At 67.0% G+C, this 18,477-nt stretch carries 16 protein-coding genes; 6 read left to right on the top strand and 10 right to left on the bottom strand.

Features of this window, described 5'->3' with window-relative positions; translation table 11 throughout:
- Window positions 1-21: 21 nt before the first annotated feature.
- From ACE3SN_RS11025 to ACE3SN_RS11015, 3 genes are all read right to left on the bottom strand, one after another.
- A complete protein-coding gene (locus ACE3SN_RS11025; protein ID WP_374529960.1) occupies window positions 22-1,263 on the bottom strand; it encodes an MFS transporter in 1,242 nt (413 codons plus the stop codon).
- Between the two features lie 154 nt (window positions 1,264-1,417).
- Complete coding sequence (locus tag ACE3SN_RS11020) at window positions 1,418-2,431, bottom strand: NAD(P)-dependent alcohol dehydrogenase (protein ID WP_374529958.1); 1,014 nt, start codon at window positions 2,429-2,431, stop codon at window positions 1,418-1,420.
- Window positions 2,432-2,520: 89 nt separating this feature from the next.
- Window positions 2,521-3,321, bottom strand: coding sequence for a helix-turn-helix domain-containing protein (locus ACE3SN_RS11015; RefSeq protein ID WP_374529956.1), 801 nt, complete (start codon window positions 3,319-3,321; stop codon window positions 2,521-2,523).
- Window positions 3,322-3,416: 95 nt separating this feature from the next.
- On the opposite strand from ACE3SN_RS11015, the gene ACE3SN_RS11010 reads away from it, so the two are divergent.
- From ACE3SN_RS11010 to ACE3SN_RS10990, 5 genes are read left to right on the top strand one after another with little or no spacing between them, the layout of a single operon-like run.
- Window positions 3,417-4,643: a Tm-1-like ATP-binding domain-containing protein gene (locus tag ACE3SN_RS11010; RefSeq protein WP_374529953.1), complete on the top strand. Its 1,227-nt coding sequence runs from the start codon at window positions 3,417-3,419 to the stop codon at window positions 4,641-4,643.
- The gene (locus ACE3SN_RS11005) at window positions 4,640-5,089 is read left to right on the top strand and encodes an acetyl-CoA carboxylase biotin carboxyl carrier protein subunit (RefSeq protein ID WP_374529951.1); all 450 of its coding nucleotides are present in this window, start codon (window positions 4,640-4,642) and stop codon (window positions 5,087-5,089) included. Before ACE3SN_RS11010 ends, ACE3SN_RS11005 begins: the two co-directional genes overlap by 4 nt.
- 5 nt (window positions 5,090-5,094) lie before the next feature.
- Window positions 5,095-6,441 carry an acetyl/propionyl/methylcrotonyl-CoA carboxylase subunit alpha gene (locus tag ACE3SN_RS11000; protein WP_374529949.1) on the top strand — a complete coding sequence of 449 codons (1,347 nt, stop codon included), beginning with the start codon at window positions 5,095-5,097 and terminating at the stop codon, window positions 6,439-6,441.
- A complete protein-coding gene (locus ACE3SN_RS10995) occupies window positions 6,438-7,910 on the top strand; it encodes a biotin carboxyl carrier protein (RefSeq protein WP_374529948.1) in 1,473 nt (490 codons plus the stop codon). The genes ACE3SN_RS11000 and ACE3SN_RS10995 overlap by 4 nt, the downstream gene beginning before the upstream one ends.
- A complete protein-coding gene (locus tag ACE3SN_RS10990; RefSeq protein WP_374529946.1) occupies window positions 7,907-8,752 on the top strand; it encodes an HAD-IIA family hydrolase in 846 nt (281 codons plus the stop codon). The genes ACE3SN_RS10995 and ACE3SN_RS10990 overlap by 4 nt, the downstream gene beginning before the upstream one ends.
- Window positions 8,753-8,768: 16 nt before the next feature.
- Here the strand turns inward: ACE3SN_RS10990 and ACE3SN_RS10985 are convergent, their stop codons facing one another.
- From ACE3SN_RS10985 to ACE3SN_RS10965, 5 genes are all read right to left on the bottom strand, one after another.
- The gene (locus ACE3SN_RS10985) at window positions 8,769-9,410 is read right to left on the bottom strand and encodes a GntR family transcriptional regulator (RefSeq protein WP_374529944.1); all 642 of its coding nucleotides are present in this window, start codon (window positions 9,408-9,410) and stop codon (window positions 8,769-8,771) included.
- A 272-nt stretch (window positions 9,411-9,682) separates the two neighbouring features.
- Window positions 9,683-11,560 (bottom strand): ABC-F family ATP-binding cassette domain-containing protein, encoded by a 1,878-nt coding sequence (locus tag ACE3SN_RS10980; protein WP_374529942.1) that lies wholly within the window; start codon window positions 11,558-11,560, stop codon window positions 9,683-9,685.
- Window positions 11,554-12,492, bottom strand: coding sequence for a rhodanese-related sulfurtransferase (locus tag ACE3SN_RS10975; protein WP_374529964.1), 939 nt, complete (start codon window positions 12,490-12,492; stop codon window positions 11,554-11,556). The genes ACE3SN_RS10980 and ACE3SN_RS10975 overlap by 7 nt, the downstream gene beginning before the upstream one ends.
- 13 nt (window positions 12,493-12,505) lie before the next feature.
- A complete protein-coding gene (locus ACE3SN_RS10970; protein WP_374529962.1) occupies window positions 12,506-12,973 on the bottom strand; it encodes a YaiI/YqxD family protein in 468 nt (155 codons plus the stop codon).
- 2 nt (window positions 12,974-12,975) lie between these two features.
- Window positions 12,976-15,000: a DEAD/DEAH box helicase gene (locus tag ACE3SN_RS10965; RefSeq protein ID WP_374529940.1), complete on the bottom strand. Its 2,025-nt coding sequence runs from the start codon at window positions 14,998-15,000 to the stop codon at window positions 12,976-12,978.
- A 261-nt stretch (window positions 15,001-15,261) separates the two neighbouring features.
- On the opposite strand from ACE3SN_RS10965, the gene ACE3SN_RS10960 reads away from it, so the two are divergent.
- Window positions 15,262-16,767 (top strand): helicase HerA domain-containing protein, encoded by a 1,506-nt coding sequence (locus ACE3SN_RS10960; RefSeq protein ID WP_374529938.1) that lies wholly within the window; start codon window positions 15,262-15,264, stop codon window positions 16,765-16,767.
- 6 nt (window positions 16,768-16,773) lie between these two features.
- Here ACE3SN_RS10960 and ACE3SN_RS10955 read toward each other — a convergent pair whose 3' ends face one another.
- Together ACE3SN_RS10955 and ACE3SN_RS10950 are read right to left on the bottom strand one after the other, a co-directional pair.
- Window positions 16,774-17,604 carry a 23S rRNA (adenine(2030)-N(6))-methyltransferase RlmJ gene (locus ACE3SN_RS10955; protein ID WP_374529936.1) on the bottom strand — a complete coding sequence of 277 codons (831 nt, stop codon included), beginning with the start codon at window positions 17,602-17,604 and terminating at the stop codon, window positions 16,774-16,776.
- A 208-nt stretch (window positions 17,605-17,812) separates the two neighbouring features.
- Window positions 17,813-18,477, bottom strand: a 665-nt coding sequence (locus ACE3SN_RS10950) for an MFS transporter (protein WP_374529935.1), incomplete at its 5' end; no start/stop codon positions are given.

Below are 18,477 nucleotides of genomic sequence, written 5' to 3'. Positions count from 1 at the left end.
AGATGGGCCAGTCGCGAAAGTTCAGCCTTGTCCTCCAGCCGCCTTGGCTGCGCGGCGGGCGAGCACCTTGGGGGCGGATTCGACCAGCCCGAGCGAAAGCGCGCCGGCTCCGATGGTCAGGCCCAGCATCAGCCACAACGGGGCGGTCAGTCCGAAAACGTCGGCCAGCCCGCCCGCCGCGAAGGGGCTGAGCACGCCGCCCAGCACTTCGCCGGTGCCCATCACCAGCCCGGTCAGTGTGGCGGTGAGGCGCGGATCGACGGATTCCGCCGGGATCGTCGCCATGAACAGCGGGAACACGCCGTTGAGCGCCCAGCCGAAGAAGAAGATCGCGGCCAGGATCCAGACCGAACCCTGGAAATACAGTGCTCCGAGCGGCAGGATTACCCCCAGGAACGAGAAGAAGGCCAGTACCGGACGCCGTCCGATCGCGTCGGAAATCGCCGGGACGACAAAGCTGCCGATCCCGGCCGAAATGCCGAGTGTTGCCATGAGCCAGCCCATGGTCTCGGGATCAAAGGTCCGCGACTTGGTGAGGTAAAGCGGCATGAAGGTCCAACAGACGACCAGGTAGGACACCAGCAGGATCGAAATCAGCGAGCACAGCACGACATTGCGGTGCCGGAAGGCGTCGCGCAGCGTGACGGCCGGATGGGCTTCCTCGTCAGCGTCCTTGGGCGGTTCGCGCAGGGTGAACCAGATGATCGCAGCCGAGATCAGGCCCGGCACGGCGGCGAGATAGAACCCTTCACGCCAGCCATAGGCCACCGCGATCGGCACCAGAACGATCGGCGCGAGGCCCGAGCCGAGCAGGTTCGAACCAAGGTTCTGCGCCACGCCCATCGCCAGGCCGCGCTGTTCGGGGGCGACTTCGCTGACGATCATCGCGTGGCTGACGGGCATGACGCCGCCTTCGGCCGCGCCCATCAGCAGACGCGCGCCGAGCAGCATGATGAATGACGTTGCGACGCCCGAGACGAACGAGCACAGGCAAAAGGCAATCGTGGCCAGCACGATCACCGGTTTTTTCGAACCGAGCTTGTCCGACAGCCGCCCGACCGCAAAGCCCGACAGCGCCCAGGTCAGCGAGAGAGCCGAACTCAGCGTGCCGACCTGCGTGTTGCTGAGGTGGAGGTCGGGCTGGACGAAGGGCATCAGGAAATTGAGCGCGTTGCGATCGAAGAACAGGATGCCGAAATTGAGGCTGAGCAGCCCCACGACCCACGCCTGGTACCGTCCTGTGAGGCGCTGGCCTCCGTTCATCCTTGTTCTCCCCACCTGTGTTTTCGTTATTCAGTTGGCAGCCGCCGGGACGGCCTTAACCGCCCCGGCCGCGCCAACAGTCCCGAAGGACTGGCAAAATCTTCGAGGAAGTTCGTGTATTATGAGCTTCTTGCGGCACGAACCTGCTCCTTTTTCAAAGCGTGATCACGACCTTGCCAAACAGGTCCGGTGACGACTGGTAGCGCCACGCGTCGAGCGCTTGCTCGATGTCGAAAGTGCGATCGATGACTGGCTTGATCCCGTGCGTGTCAATGAAGGTGCCCAGCCGCTGCGCCATCCCCTTCGAGCCGACGAAGATCCCGCGGATCCACGAACCCTTGAACATCAGGCCGTGCGGGCTGGTATCGCCCTGGCGGGTGAGCACGCCGATCAGCGCGATTTCGCTGTTGAAGCCGACCGCCGCGATGCTCTGCGCCAGCGTTCCCGCGCCGCCCACTTCGACCACGTGTTCGACCCCGCCGCCCGAAAGCCGTGCGGCCTCGGCACCCCAGGCGGGCACGTCGCGGTAATTGATCACATCGTCCGCGCCGAGCTGCTTCACGCGCTCAAGCTTCGCGTCCGACGAGGATGTCGCGATCACCCGCGCCCCGGCGGCCTTCGCGATCTGCAGCGCCAGCAGCGAGACGCCGCCGGTGCCGAGCACCAGCACACGCTCGCCCGCCTTCACGGGGCGCGGTCCTTCCATCAGCGCGTTCCAGGCGGTGACCCCGGCGCAGGGCAGGCAGGCGGCTTCCTCGAAGCTCAGGCTCTTGGCGATCTGCACCACGCCGCGTTCGGGCAGCACGACATAGTCCTGCAGCATGCCCTGGGCCGGCGGCGCGCCCAGCGCATCGCCCGCGCGCGGGTTCGCTGGGCCGTCCATCCAGTCCTGAAAGAAGATCCCGGCGACCCGGTCCCCCACTTTGACGCTGGTGACGCCCGCGCCAACTGCAACGACTTCGCCCGCTCCGTCCGACAGTGGCACCGTATCGCGATCGACCGCGCCGCCCATATAGGCGCCGAGCGGAATGATCTGGTCACGGAAATTGAGCGAGCAGGCCCGCACGCGCACCTTGACGTCGCCAGGGCCGACTTCCGGCTCGCTTACGTCGCGCAGTTCCAACCCGTCGAGCGAGATCGAACCCTTGCGGACAATCCATTGGCGCATCGTTGTGCATCCCCTCTTTCCGCTGGCATCATTGCCGATGCGGAAGCTAGAGATAATTAGCTGTACATACAAATTTCACATGGTGAAACTTATCTCTCACCGTGCGCCAGCTGACTTCCGATCTTGCGGGCAGTGGCCTGCAAGGCGCCCAGGTGGCGCGCGATTACCCCTTCGTCCGCTCCGCGCCGCGCCGACCAGGTGATATTGATCGAGGCGACGGGCGCGCCCGCCACCATGATCGCCACGCCCATCGAACGGCGGCCATCGCGCAGCACGAGCTGCTTCGAGCGGTCTTGCCAGGAATGCAGCGGATCGCGGGTGGCATAGCCACGCTGGCGCACAGAATCGAGAATTGCGCGAAGTTCCGCCTCGCTGGTTTCACTTGCATCGGCCGGCCGCAGGCGATCGATAATCGCATCGCGCTCGGCATCGCCGCAAGCGGCGAGATAGGCCCGGCCGGTTGCCGTGTGGACGTAGGACAGCTTGACGCCGACCGGTCCCAGTGTCGTCGCGTCGAGCCGGAACAGCGGGCTGTTGGTCTCGATGATCTCCATGTGATCAAGGCGCGGTACGGCCAGGACCGAGGGCCAGGCCACCTTGTCGCTCAATTCCTTCATGTGTGCCGATGCGATTTCGCCAAGGCGCTCGATAGTGGAAGTCTGCGCGCGGATGACCGCGCTGACATTGGGCAGATAGGCCCCGTCGGCCAGGCGCTGCCACACCAGCCCCTTGTTGCCGAGCGTCTTGAGCATCCGCAGCAGGGTTGCCTTGGGCAGGCCCACCGCCTCGTGCAACTCGTGCAGGCTAACGGCCCGGCGCGCATGGACTTCCAGCAGCACGTCGAGTCCGCGTTCGAGCGAACGGACAGTCTTTACCTTGCGATCTCGCATGATCTGAATTTCACCTCGTGCAACGCAAGCTTTCGAAAGGCAGGTGCAAAGTCAACCGCCTTGTCGCAGCTTTGGGTCAAGCGGAGAGGAAAACGATGAGCGAACACACCGGCCTGCCCAGCGTCATGCTGGTCTGCACCCAGGACACCAAGGAAGAGGAAGCGCGCTTTGTCCGCCAGGTACTGGAAGGCGCCGGGGTGCGGGTGGTGCACCTCGATCCCAGCGTGCGACGCACCGTTGGCGGCGCGGAAATCTCGCCCGAAGATGTTGCCAAGGCTGCCGGAACGACCATCGAAGCGGTTCGTGCGCTTGGCCATGAAGGCCGCATCCACGAGGTGATGATCAAGGGCAGCGTCGCTGCTGCCCAGGCTTGGCACGCGCGCGATCCGCTTTCCGGAATCCTCGCCGTGGGCGGTTCGATGGGGTCGGCACTGGCCGGGGCGCTGATGCAGTCGATGCCCTATGGCCTGCCCAAGCTGATCGTCTCGACCATGGCCTCGGGCTTCACCCAGCCCTATATCGGGGTGAAGGACATCGCGATGATGAACGCGGTGACCGACATTTCGGGCATCAATTCGATCAGCAGCTTCGTGCTGCGCAATGCCGCCAACGCCGTGGCGGGCATGGCCAAGGGCTATGATCCCGACACCCCGGCGGGCAAGCCGCTGGTGCTGATCACCACGCTCGGCACGACCGAGGCCTGCGTCAAACCGATCCGGCAGGCGCTGGAAGCGGACGGCTGCGAGGTGATGGTGTTCCACTCCTCGGGCGCGGGCGGGCCGACGCTCGACGGGCTGGCGCAGGATCGCGATACCGCCCTGGTGCTCGATCTCTCGGTGACCGAGATCATGGACCACATCCACGGCGGGCTGGCCGATACCGGCCCAGACCGGGGCCTGCCGGCGCTGCGCAAGGGCGTGCCGACGATCATCGCGCCCGGCAATGCGGACTTCATCATCGGTGGGCCGATCGATTCCGCGCGCGAACAGTTCCCCGGGCGCCGCTATCACGAGCACAACCCCCAGCTCACCGCCGTGCGCACCGGTACCGAAGACCTCAAGCGGCTGGCCGATCACCTGGCGGCGAACATCAGGCAGGCGAACGGCCCGGTGCGGGTGTTCACGCCGCTCAAGGGCTTTTCCAACCACGACAGCCCTTATGGCCACCTGATGGACGAAAGCCTGCCCGGTCCCTTTGCCGAATACCTGCGTCAGGTCGTCCCGGCCGAAGTACCGGTGACGGCGGTTGATGCCCACTTCAACGACAAGGCCTTTGCCGACGCGATCATCGCGGCGGCGCGCGAAATGCTGGCAGCGAAATGACCGAAGATCTTCCCCTGACCGCCGAGGACGTCGCCGAAATCGTCGCGATCCTCGATGCCTCGCAATACCGCGAGGTCGATATTGCCACCCGCCAGTTCCGCCTGCGCATCGCGCGCGGCGACGGAGCCGACGCGGGCTTTACCCAGGAATGGGAATGGGCCGGCGCGGGCGCTGCCTTGGAGAGTGCGGTTACTGCCGACGAAGTGGTCGATCCCGACGCGATCTGCGCCCCGCTGCCCGGCACCTTCTACCACGCCCCGCAGCCCGGTGCGCCGCCGTTTGTGGCGGTTGGCGATGCAGTGGGGCCGGAAACCGTGGTCGGCATTGTCGAGACGATGAAGCTGATGAATCCCGTCCACGCCGGACGCAGCGGCACCGTGGCCGAAATCGTGGTGCCCAACGCGACGATGGTCGCCAAGGGCGAAGTCCTGCTGCGGCTGGCATGAGCGCAATGCCGATCAAACGCCTGTTCATCGCTAACCGGGGCGAGATTGCGCTGCGGGTAATCCGCACCGCGCGCCGGATGGGCATAACCACGGTGCTTGGCGCGTCGGAGGCCGATGCCAATTCGCTGCCCGCGAGGCTGGCGGACGAAGTGGCAATTGTCGGCCCAGCGCCGTCATCGCAAGGCTATCTCGTGATTGACCGGGTGGTTGGCGCGGCGCTCAAGGCCGGGTGCGACGCGGTGCATCCGGGCTATGGTTTCCTGTCGGAAAACGCCGACTTTGCCCGCGCGCTGACGGCGGCTGGACTGACGCTGGTCGGTCCGGACGTGACCACGCTCGAGGCGATGGGTGACAAGCTCGCCGCGCGCCGCATCGCGGTGGAAGCCGGCCTGCCAGTGCTGCCGGGCGGCGAGGCGCAGACCCGCGAGGACATTCACACGCGCGCCGCCGAAACCGGCTATCCGCTGCTGCTGAAAGCCGTGGCCGGGGGTGGCGGCAAGGGGATGCGCCGGGTTGACCGCGCCGAAGACCTGGACGCTGCGCTCGACATGGCGCAGGCCGAAGCCCAGGCAGCGTTCGGCAATGCCGCGGTCTATGTCGAACGCTTCGTTGCGCGCGGCCGCCATGTCGAAGTGCAGCTGCTCGGCGATGGCACCAGCGCGATCCACCTTGGCACGCGCGACTGTTCGATCCAGCGCCGGTTCCAGAAGCTGGTGGAAGAGGCTCCGGCTCCCGCCATGCCGCTCGACAAGCGCGCCGCCATCGAGGACGCGGCGGTGCGCCTGGCCCGCCACCTCGGCTATCGCGGGGCAGGGACGGCGGAATTCCTTGTCGATGCCACCGATTTCTCGTTCTATTTCCTCGAACTCAACGCCCGCATCCAGGTCGAACATCCGGTCACCGAGGCGATCACCGGGGTCGATCTGGTGGAACAGCAATTGCTCGTCGCGTCCGGCAAGCCGCTGGGGCTGACGCAGGCGATGGTCCGCCCCAATGGTCACGCCATCGAAGTGCGGATCAACGCCGAAGATCCCGACGCTGATTTCCGCCCCGCGCCCGGCCGCGTGATCCGCGCGGCATGGCCTGCCGGGCCGGGTGTGCGGGTCGATACCCATATCGCCGCCGGGGGCGAAGTGCCGCCGTTCTATGATTCGCTGATGGGCAAGCTGATCGTCCACGGCGCGACGCGCGAAGAGGCCGTTGCCCGACTGGAGCGCGCGCTGGCGAGCCTGACCATCGAGGGGATGCCCACCACCGCGCCGCTGCACCGCCGCATCGCCGCCGATCCGCGCTTTGTCGCGGGCGGGGTCGATACCGGCTTCCTTGCTGGCTACTGGGGAGCACCTGCATGACCTCGCTTAAACTCGTCGATGTCACCATGCGCGATGGCAACCAGAGCCTGTGGGGCGCCACCGGCCTCGATACCGCGCATATGCTGCAGGCTGCTGCCTTGACCGAGGCCTGCGGCTTCCGTGCGGTCGATTTTACCTCGTCGAGCCACATGGCGGTGGCCGTGCGGTACTTCCAGAACGACCCGTGGGAGCGCATCCGCCGGATGCACGCGGCGATGCCCGGCACGCCACTGCAGTTCATCACCACGGGGCTGCGCTTCATCGCCTGGCAGCAGGCCGATCCCGAATTCATGCGCCTTGTTTACCGCGCGCTGCAGGCCAATGGCATCGGCCGCTTCGTGCTGCTCGATCCGATGCACGAAGTGCCCGCCGTGATCGAGGCGGCCAAGCTGGTCAAGGAAGAGGGCAGCGCCGAGACGATGTGCGCGCTGACCTTCACCCTGTCGGAAGTCCACACCGACAAGTTCTATGCCGACTTTGCCCGCGCCGTGGCGCAGAGCCCGGATATCGACCTGTTTTATATCAAGGACCCTTCGGGCCTGCTCTCAGTTGACCGGGTGCGTACGTTGGCCCCGGCGGTGAAGGCCGCAATCGGCAATCGCCCGCTCGAAATCCATGCCCACACCACCATCGGGCAGGGGATGTTCTCCAGCCTCGAGGCGGCGAAGCTTGGCATTTCGGCGATCCACGTCGGCGTCGGGCCGGGCGGAGACGGTTCCTCGCTGCCCGAAGCGGGGCGGATGCTGGCCAACCTTGAAGAGGCCGGCCATTCGGTCGATCTCGATCCCTCGGCGCTGGCGCGGCTCTCCACCTACTGGAGCCGTGTGGCCGCCGCCGAAGGCCTGCCGCCGGGTCGTCCGCAGAACTTCGATGCCAGCTTCCTGCGCCACCAGATCGCGGGCGGGGTGATGACCACCACGGCCCGCCAGCTCGAGGAACTGGGTCTGGCTGACCGGCTGGGCGCGGTGATCGAGGAAACCGAACAGGTCCGCGCGGAACTGGGCTATCCGATCATGGTCACGCCGTTCCCGCAGATGGTCATGAGCCAGGCCCTGTTCAACGTGATCGGCACGCACCGCTATGCGCAGGTGTCGGACCAGGTGATCCGCTATTGCCTGGGCAAGTTCGGCAAGCCGACTTCGCCGATCGACCCGGCGATTCTGGCCGCGATCATGGACCGCCCGCGCGCCCGCGAACTGGAAAACGAGCCGGATTTCCCGGCGCTGGGCGATCTCAAGCGCCAGTTCGGCGCGAATATGCCCGACGAGGAATTCCTGCTGCGCGCGGTGATGCCGGGCGAGCAGGTTGACGCCATGCTGGCCGCGCGCCCCTCGCGCACCGGCTATTCGCCGCAGGCCGCGCCGATCCTGTCACTCCTGCGCCAACTCGCCGCCCGCCCGCAAGCCCGCGACATCGTGGTCGAACGCGCCGGATTTCGCCTTGCCCTCCATGCCGGAGCTTCTGCTTGACCCTTTCTTCCGACGTTACGGCCCGCCTGCGCGGAGCCTCGGGCTTTGTCTTCGACATGGACGGGACCATCGCGCTGGGCGATGCGGCCAGCGGCGGTCACAAGGCGCTGCCGCACGCGGTCGCGCTGCTGGAGACGCTGAAGGCGCAGGGGCGGCCCTATGTGGTCTTCACCAATGGCACGGCCAAGCCCCCCGCCGCCTATGCCGCATCGCTGCGCGCCGCCGGCTTCCCGGTGGAGGACGCGCAGATGCTCACCCCTTCGTCATCGGCTGCCGGGTGGCTGGTAAAGCAGGGCGTGGGCCGGATCCGCGTGCTCGGTAACGCTGGCTGCGCCGCGCCGCTGGTCGAAGCCGGGCTGGATGTGGTCGGCCCTGCGGACGAGGCGGAACGGGTGGAGGCGGTCTATACCGGCTGGTTCCGCGAATTCGATTTCGCCGCGCTTGAGGCCGCCTGTCATTCGCTGTGGAACGGCGCGCGGCTGCTGACCGCCAGCAACGTGCCGTTCTTTGCCACTGCGACAGGCCGGGCGATTGGCTCCAGCTTTGCGATCAACGCCATGCTGACATCGATGACCGGCAAGCGCCCCAGCGTGCTGGGCAAGCCTTCGCGCGTGGCGCTCGATACGGCGCGCGCGGTCATGGGGCTGCCGCGCTCGGCCCTTAAGGACATGGTCGTGGTGGGTGACGATCCGGGTCTCGAAATGCGCATGGCCAATTCCGCCGGAGCGCTTTCGGTGGGCATGAAGACCGGGATCATGGCAAGCGACGCCAATCTGCCCGCGCGTGATCGGCCAGCGGTGTTGCTGGACAGCCTGGCGCCGGTCCTCGAAGCCTTGAGCTGAGGCTGGCGCCGCGCGCTCAGTCTGCGGTGCCGCGCATCAGGGTCTGGCGGGCGGAACGGATGTGCGCGGTCATCACGGCGTGGGCCCAGCCGCCATCGCGCGCCGCAATCGCGTCGACCAGTTCGCTGTGCTGGATCGCGCTGCGGCGCAGTTCGTCCTGCGAATAGTTGCGGAACGTGACCAGCACGAGCGGCATTTCGGTGAGCGAACCGATCAGTTCGCGCAGCCGCGAGTTGCCCCCGGCTTCAAGCACTGCGCGGTGAAAGCTGCTGTTGATCTGGGCGACCGCGGCATGGTCAAGCGGCGTCTGATTGACCGCCGCGGTCATTTCATCGGCTAGTGCGCGCAGGTTGGCGATCTGTTCGTCCGAGGCGCGCTCGGCCGCAACCTGCGCGGCAAAAGCTTCGAGCAGGATTCGCAGTTCATAGATCTGCTCGATCTCGGTGCGGGTCCAGCGCGCCACGAAGGCGCCGCGGTTTGGGATCAGCTTGACCAGCCCTTCGGCATCGAGCCGGCGCATCGCTTCGCGCACCGGGGTTCGGCTGAGGCCGCTTGCTTCGGCCAGCTGCTGCGCGGTGATGTGCGAGCCTTGCGGATAGCGGCCACTGACAATGCCTTCACGGATCGCGGCATAGGCATCTTCGACAGCTTTGCTCATGGTACTTCGCGCAGTTCCCCAAACATCAGCCCAGGCGATAGGCCGACCGCGATCCGCTCGCAATCGCCAACTTGCATGAATCGTATTCAAAATGTCCCGGAGCGACAGCTGCCACAGCATGGGCAAGGCCGCCGAACCTGCGGAGCCGACTGCTTTTGCAGTTCATAAGACGACGATAGCAGCAGTCGATCGCTGCGCGGTGGCGGGCTGGGTGCGTGAGCGTATTGAATGCAAATTGGAGCAATGTGTCCGAACGCGCCGACGCCGCGGGATCAGTCGGCGGAAATCGCCTCGAGCGCTTCGCTGGCCTCAAGCCACTTGAGCTCGGCCTCCTCGATCGCCTTCTGAACGCTGGCGCGGCGCTTCATCAAGTCGGTCATGGTCAGGTTCGCCAGCGCCTTGTCGGCCTTGGCGGGATCGAACATGGCCTGGTCGATGGCGCTCAGCAGCCTGGTCTGGCGTTCCAGTTCGGCTTCGGCCGCCTTGGCTTCCTTGCGCAGCGCCTGGCCCTTTTCGCGGGCCTCGGCGTTGGCGCGGCGCTGATCTTTCTTGTTTACGACGGCCTTGGCCTCGCCCTTCGCAGGCGCGGGGTCCTTCGCCAGCACGAAGGCGATGTAATCGTCGATCGAGCCGTCGAAGTCCTTCGCCGTGCCGCGATCGACCAGCACCAGCCGGTCGGCGGTCATTTCCAGCATATGGCGGTCGTGGCTGACGATCAGCACCGCGCCGCCATAGCCGTTCAGCGCCTGGATCAGCGCCTCGCGCGCATCGACGTCGAGGTGGTTGGTCGGCTCGTCGAGGATCAGCAGGTGCGGCGCATCGCGGGTGATCAGCGCCAGCGCCAGCCGCGCCCGCTCGCCGCCCGAAAGCTTGCCCACCTCGGTTGTCGCCTTGGGGCCGGAAAAGCCGAACCGCCCCAGTTGCCCGCGCACCGCCGCCGGGTTTGCACCGGGCATCAGCATGGTCATGTGCTGCAAGGGGGTGTGGCTCGCGTCGAGTTCCTCGACCTGGTACTGGGTAAAGTAACCCACCTTCATCCGGCCCGAGGCGTTCATCGCGCCGTCCATCGGTGACAATTGCGCCGCCAGCAGGCGGGCCAGCGTGGTCTTGCCGTTGCCGTTGCGGCCCAAAAGGGCGATCCGCTCGTCCGGGTCGATCCTGAGGTTGAGGCGGCTCAGCACCGGCGTGTCGCCATAGCCGACGCTTGCCATGTCGAGCGTAATCAGTGGCGGGCGCAGTTCGTCGGGGCTGGGGAAATCGAAGCTCAGCGACGGATCGTCGATCAGCTCGGCGATGGGTTGCAGCTTGGCCAGCGCCTTGGCGCGTGACTGGGCCTGCTTGGCGGTGGACGCACGGGCCGAATTGCGCGCGACATATTCGCGCAGCCGCTCGCGCTCGGCCTGCTGCTTGGCGCGGGCCGAGGCAATCTGTGCCTGACGCTCGGCGCGCTGGCGCTCAAACGCGTCGTAGCCGCCGGGGTAGAGCGTCAGCTTGCCGCCTGTCAGGTGGAGGATGTGATCGACCACGTTGTTCAGGAAATCGCGCTCGTGGCTGACCAGCAGGATCGTCGCGGGATAGGACTTGAGGAAGTCCTCCAGCCACAGCACCGCTTCAAGGTCGAGGTGGTTCGACGGTTCGTCGAGCACCAGCAGGTCCGGCTGGGCAAACAGCAGCGCGGCCAGCGCCACGCGCATCCGCCAGCCGCCCGAAAAGCTGTCGAGCGGTCGGGCCTGCGCTTCCTCGTCAAAGCCGAGGCCGGAGAGAATCCGCGCCGCACGGCTCGGCGCGGAATGGGCGTCGATGGCGATCAGGCGCTCGTGAATGTCGCCCAGCCGGTGCGGATCGACGCAGGTTTCGCTCTCGGCCATCAGCGCGGCGCGTTCGGTGTCGGCGGCGAGCACGGTTTCGAACGGGGTGGCGGTGCCCGCCGGGGCTTCCTGGGCGATATAGCCGATCCGGCTGCCGCGCGGCATGTCCACGCTGCCGCCATCGGCGTCGAGCAGCCCGGTGATGACCCGCACCAGCGTCGACTTGCCCGCGCCGTTGCGCCCGATCAGCCCGATCCGCCCGCGCGGGGGCAGGCGGGTGCTGGCGTCGTCAATGATCGTGCGCCCGCCAAGACGGACGGTGATATTGTTGAGGTTCAGCATGGCGATCCGATGTGGCTCTTGCCGCGCTTCGCCGCGAGCAGTTCCTGCCGGTGGCGTTCGCGATAGCCCGCGCGCTGTTCCTCGGTGCGCGTGTCATGACAGGCCGGGCAGGAGACGCCTTCCTCGTAAAGCGGAGAGGCGCGGTCTTCCTCGCTGATCGGCAGGCGGCAGGCGCGGCACAGGCCGTAGTGGCCGGGGATCAGGCCGTGGCCGACGCTGACGCGCTCGTCAAAGACGAAGCATTCGCCCTGCCACAGGCTCTGGTCCGCAGGCACGTCTTCCAGATACTTCAGGATCCCGCCCTTGAGGTGATAGACCTCGTCGATTCCCTCTGCTTTCAGGAAAGCGGTGCTCCTTTCGCAGCGGATCCCGCCGGTGCAGAACATCGCGACCTTGGGCGGCGTGCCGCTTCCCAGCAGGCGTTCCCGCTCGGCACGGAACCAGGCGGGGAATTCGCGGAAGCTGGCGGTCTTGGGGTCAATCGCCCCCGCAAAGGTGCCGATGGCAACCTCGTAATCGTTGCGGGTGTCGATCACGATCGTGCCGGGATCGCTGATCAGCGCGTTCCAGTCATGCGGCGAAACGTAGTGGCCGACATCGCTGAGGGGATCGATGTCCGGCTCGCCCATCGTCACGATTTCGCGCTTGAGGCGCACTTTCATGCGGTGGAACGGCAATTCCGGCGCGGCGGAATACTTGACCTCGATCCCCGCGCAGCCGGGCAGGGCGCGCACGTGTTCGACCACGGCGGCGATGCCGGCCGGGCTACCCGCGATGGTCCCGTTGATCCCCTCGCGGGCGAGCAGCAGCGTGCCCTTGATGTCTTGGCTCTGGCACAGGGCCAGCAGCGGCCCGCGCAACTCCTCCGGCGCGTCGAAACGGGCGAAGTGATAGAGCGCGGCAACGCGGATCGGCAGGTTGGTTGCGGGCATGGACATTGGCCGGTCAGATAGCGCGCCGCGCGAGCCGCACAAGGGCTTCGTCGAGCGCGGAGAGGAAGCGTGAGCGATCCGCCTTGCTGAACGGGGGCGGGCCGCCGATTCCGCCGCTCAGCATCGTTTCACCGCCTGCACGCAGGTCGGCCATGATCGCACGAGTGGCAATCGCGCCGCCGATCGAACTGGCGGTGAAAGGCTTGCCATTGGGCGCGATCACCGTGCCCCCGGCCTTGAGGCAGCGGTCTGCCAACAGGATATCGGCGGTCACCACCACGCTGCCGGCATGGCAGGCCTCGGCAATCCAGTCGTCCGCGGCGTCGAACCCGTCGCTCACCACCACGCGGGAGATGAGCGGGTGTTCGGGCAGGCGGATCCGGGCATTGCTGACGACGATGACCGGCACAGCAAGGCGGAAGGCGACCTTGTAGATCTCTTCCTTTACCGGGCAGGCATCGGCATCGACGAGGATCTGCAGGCTCACCGGGGGCGCGGCGCCTTGCCGCGATGCGGACCGCGAGGGCCATCGGAACGCGGACCGAACGACTTGCCCTTGAAGCCAGGCTTGCCCTTGAAGCCGTCCTTGTTCTTGAAATCGCCCTTGCCCTTGTAGGCGGGCTTGCCGCCTTCGCGCTCGTCGCGGCCGGGGGTGGAGGGGCGGACGGTCAGCGCGGCGCGGGGCTTTGCCTCGGGCGAGGGGGCTTCCTCGCGGCGCTGCTCCATCGCCGGGGTGCGATAGGGGGCGGGGCGATCCTCGCGGCGATCCTCGCGCCGGTCATCCCGGCGACCGTCACTGCGTTCACCATGCTGGGGGGCGGGGCGGCGCTGGTAGGCGTTGGTGCGCACGTTCGAACGGGCCGCTTCGCGCGGGGTGCCGTCGGAAGGTTCGATCGCGATCCCGCTCTCGTCCTCGGCGCCGGGCACGGCGGTGCGGGCCAGCGCCGACTGGAAGCGGGCTTCGATGGCGCGCGGGATCTGGAAGAAGGTTTCGTTGGCGGCAATGCGGATCGCGCCGATCTCGTTGCGCGTGATATGCCCGCGGCGGCACAGCAGCGGCAGGATCCAGCGCGGATCGGCGCGCTGGCGGCGGCCGATGTCCATGCGGAACCAGACCACGTCGTCGAACCCTTCGCGGTGGTGCTGCTCGCGCGTCCGGCCCTGCGCGTCGAGCCGGGTCGGCTGGGCGGAAAGGTCGATCAGGTCCTCGGGCTGGGGCAGGCGGCTGGCATGGGCGCGGACCAGGGCGACGGCAACCTCTTCGGCGCTCTTGTGTTCGAGCAGTCGGGCGGCCAGCGCCAGTTCGGCCTCGCTCGGTTCGGCCACTTCGCTTTCGTCCAGCAGGGCGGCCATGACGCGTTCGTGATCCTGCGCGCGGATCGCCTCGGCGCTGGGGACTTCGCCCCATTCGGCCGGGATGCGCGCGCCGCGCAGCATCATTTCCACCCGGCGGCGGCGCGGATAGGGCACGATCAGCACGGCGGTGCCCTTTTTCCCTGCGCGGCCCGTGCGGCCAGAGCGGTGCTGCAAGGCTTCGGCATCGCGCGGGATCTCGACGTGGATCACCAGGCTCAAGGAGGCGATGTCGATCCCGCGCGCTGCGACGTCGGTGGCGACGCAAACCCGCGCGCGCTTGTCGCGCAGAGCCTGCAGCGCGTGGTTGCGCTCGTTCTGGCTATGCTCGCCCGACAGCGCGACGGCGGCGAACCCGCGTTCGACCAGCGTGGCGTGGAGGTGGCGCACATTGTCACGCGTGGCGCAGAACAGGATCGCGGTTTCCGCCTCGTGGAAGCGCAGCAGGTTGATCACCGCGTTCTCGATGTCCGAGGGGGACACGGTGACGCACTGATAGGAAATGTCGCCGTGGCCCTGATCGTCGCCAACGGTCGAAATGCGCAGCGCATCCTGCTGGTAACGCTTGGCCAGCGCCACGATCGGCTTGGGCATGGTGGCCGAGAACAGCAGCGTACGGCGGCCTTCCGGCGTTGCGTCGAGCAGTTCTTCCAGATCGTCGCGGAAGCCCATGTCGAGCATTTCGTCCGCTTCATCGAGCACCGCGAATTTCAGCGCCGAGAGGTCAAGCGCGCCGCGCTCCAGATGGTCGCGCAGGCGGCCCGGGGTGCCGACCACGATGTGCGCGCCCTGATAGAGCGTGCGGCGTTCGCGCGAAGGGTCCATGCCGCCGACGCAGGTGGTCACCACCGCGCCGTTGCCGGCGAACAGCCAGGTGAGTTCGCGGCTAACCTGCAGCGCCAGTTCGCGCGTCGGCGCGATCACCAGCGCCAGCGGGGCGCCGGCGGGGCCAAAGCGTTCGTCTTCGCCGAGGAGGGCCGCGCCCATGGCAAGGCCGAAGGCCACCGTCTTGCCCGAACCGGTGCGGGCAGACACGATCAGGTCGCGGCCCATCGCCTCGGGCTCGATCACGGCGGCCTGGACAGGGGTGGGGGCGCTGTAACCGCGCGCGGTCAGCGCGGCGGCAAGCGAAGCGGGGAGAGCGGAAAAGGGCATTGAACTCACAAACGTTGGGCCGGGGGTAGGGCCAGTAGCCGGGAATACGTCCGCAACCACCTGCCGGACGCCAAGAGCGCTGCGAGGATTCCTGCACAGGGACTCCGGCGGCGGCTTTGCAGCGCCCATAGCGCCAGATTGCGATTTGCACCACAGGAACCTTTCGCAACTGCGAAAGAGGCGTTCTTGTCGGGTCTTGCCTGCGGATAAGCCGCCCGGCGCGGTTTGAGGGGCGGGGCGCTCTGGCTAAAGGACGAAGCCGTGAGCGCATCAATCGTTATCGGCACCGCCCCCGACGGCAAACCTGTATCCGTGGATATCGAGGAACTGCTGGCCACCCGCCTGCTGGTCCAGGGCAATTCCGGGTCGGGCAAGTCGCACCTGCTGCGCCGATTGCTGGAAGAAAGCGCGCCGCTGGTGCAGCAGGTGGTAATCGACCCGGAGGGCGATTTCGTCACCCTGGCTGAACCGTTTGGCCATGTGGTGGTCGATGGCGCGGCCTATGACAGCGCGGAGATCGCGCAGCTCGCCACGCGCATCCGCCGCCACCGCGCCTCGGTGGTGCTAGCGCTCGACGGGCTGGAGATCGAGGCGCAGATGCGCTGCGCCGCGATTTTCCTCAATGCCCTGTTCGATGCCCCGCGCGAACAGTGGTTCCCGGTGGTGGTGGTGGTGGACGAGGCGCAGATGTTCGCGCCCGCCGCCGGCGGCGACGTTTCGGACGAGGTGCGGCGCGTCTCGCTCGCCGCGATGACCAACGTGATGTGCCGCGGGCGCAAGCGCGGGCTCGCCGGGATTATCGCCACGCAGCGGCTGGCGAAGCTCGCCAAGAATGTCGCGGCCGAGGCGAGCAACTTCCTGATGGGGCGCACCTTCCTCGATATCGACATGGCCCGCGCGGCGGACCTGCTGGGGATGGAGCGGCGGCAGGCGGAGCAGATCCGCGATCTGGAACGCGGGCAGTTCCTCGGCCTTGGTCCGGCAATTGCACGCCGCGCGGTGCCGGTGCGGATCGGTTCGGTGCGCACCTCGGCGCGCACCTCGATCAAGGGGTTGATGCCGCTGCCGACCGCCGATGCCGACGAACTCCACGCGCTGCTCCATGCCGAGCCGCAGGAAGAAGAACGCCGCGCGCCTGCGCTGCCGCTGGATGAGGTGCGGGTCGATCCGGGCCAGCTGCTCAACCAGATCGCCGATTTCGAACTCGCGGGCACAGAGGACGCGGCGGACGCGGCAGATGGCGGCGAAGACCTGTTCAAGGCCGCTTCCGTCCCCGCGCCGCCCTCGCTCCCGCCAGAGGAAGTGCGCAGGGTCCTCTCCGAAATCATGCTCGACATGGCGGGCGAGGAGGGCGCGACCTTTCAGGGCGCGGCCTCGCTGTTCCAGGATTTCAGCGTGCGCTGCCGGATGCAGCGGATCGGCGCCCACGTGGGCGACGTTACCCGCTTTCGCCGCCGCTTTGCCTATGCCGTGGCCGGGATCGGCGATCCTGACGCACCCGAATGGAGCGCACTGGCCGCGCTGGCCGCACGGGTGGAGGACGATGTGCTCGCCCCGTTCCTGCTGATCGCCCGCGCCGCGCTGGAAGGCACGCCCTGCCCCGATGATGAAGACCTCGCCCGCGCCTATGGCACCAGCTCGTCGGGCCGGATCAGGCGGCTGATCGAGCACCTTGAAAAGAGCGGCCTGATCGTGGTGCGCACCGATTTCCAAGGTCGCCGCTCGATCGGGATTCCGGAACTGGGGATGAGCACGGCGGCGCTTTAAGGGCGTTCAATCGCCCAGCCAACTGACTGCGATCTCGCCACGATGCCCCTCCGGCGCCAGCGCGGCGCGCAGGGCTTCGAGCAGCGGCGGCAGAGCCTGCGTGAAGGCGTAGGGCGGATTGACGATAAACAGGCCCGCGCCGTTATAGATGCCGGGCTGATCGCGATCGTAGAGCCAGTGCTCCACCGTCAGGAATTTCGCGATGCCAAGCCGGCGCAGCTTGTCCTTCCAGCGCGAATGGGCGGCGCGGTCTTTTAGCGGGTACCAGATCACCGTCACGCCGTGCGCCCATTTGCGCTGCGCCGCCGCGAGGGTGGCCGTGATCCGGGCGCGTTCGTCCGTCTGCTCGTAAGGCGGGTCGACCACCACTACGCCGCGAGGGGTTCTGGGCGGCACCATCGCTAGCCAGAATTCGTAGGCGTCGCGCTCGTGCACGGCAGCGCAAGTGCCGCGCATCGCGCTGCGCAGTTCATGGACATCCTCAGGATGCTTTTCGTTCAGGATCAGGAGGTCCTGCGGGCGCAGCAGCTGCGCCAGGATCTGCGGCGAACCGGGATAGAGGCGCGGCTCGGGCCCGGCGTTCACCGCCTGTACGGCGGCGCGGTAGTCGTTCAGCAAGGGGTTCGGGTCGGCAAAGGCCCGCAGGACGCCCTGCGTGAACTCGCCGGTGCGCCCGGCCTCGTCACCCTGAAGGTCGTACAGCCCGCAGCCGGCATGGGTGTCGATCAGGGTCAGCGCGCTTTCTTTGAGCTGCAACGCCCGCACCAGGGCGATGAGCAGGGCGTGCTTCACGACATCGGCGCTATTGCCGGCATGGAAGGAATGGCGATAATTCATGGCGGTCCGAAAATCCTGACGATCTGCCCTTATCCGTGCTGCAGGGCGCGAACGCCAAGTGCGAGGTGATTGAGGTAACCCAAGCCGGTGCTCGTACAGAACCGGGCGGAAACCTTCAAAGCCCTTCTGCGCGGGGCCTCGAGCCTGGGTTGGCGATCGTCACCAAGGCGGAGGCGCAAGGCTGCGGGGCATGGCATTGAGCCGCTACCTAGTGCGCCGGAGCAGCCCCGCTGAACAGCACCTTGGGGCGCTTGGCCAGCCATGGCAGCCATGCGGCGATAAACAGTACGGTGGCCGCCATCCAGAAGACGTGGCTTGCACCCACCGTCGCGGATTGAGCATCGACCAGCCGTTCGATCATCGCGCGGGCCTGCGGTTCGGTATAGCCGGCGGCCTGAAGTTTGGCGGCGGCGGCATTGGCGTTTTCACCAAGGGTGCCAACCATCTGGTCGCGGCTCTGGCGGGAGGCATCGTCCCAGAATGCGGTTGACAGCGCGGTGCCGATCGCCCCGCTGATCGTGCGCATGAAGCTGAGCAGCCCGGCGGCCGAGGCGGTTTCCTTGGGCGGGATGGCGGATAGCGCGAAGGTCATCAGGCCGATGAAGAAAAACGGCATCCCGAAGCCTTGCAGCAATTGTGGCAGGCTGAAATCCCAGAACGAACCGTCGGTCGACCACTGGGTTCGCAGCAGCGTGGTCATCACCAGCCACAGCATGCCGCCGGTGATACACATCCGAAGATCGACTTTTTCCATCACCTTGCTGGCGAGGGGGGCGACCAGCACCGCAAAAACCCCGATGAAGGCCATCACGTGGCCGCTCTCGCTGGCCGAATAGCCGATCACCGATTGCAGCCACAGCGGGATGAGCACGA

The organism is Novosphingobium sp. (assembly GCF_041915465.1).
Taxonomy (GTDB): Bacteria; Pseudomonadota; Alphaproteobacteria; order Sphingomonadales; family Sphingomonadaceae; genus Novosphingobium.
Note: the sequence above shows the minus strand (reverse complement) of the source record. Positions and strands in the feature narration are given on the sequence as shown.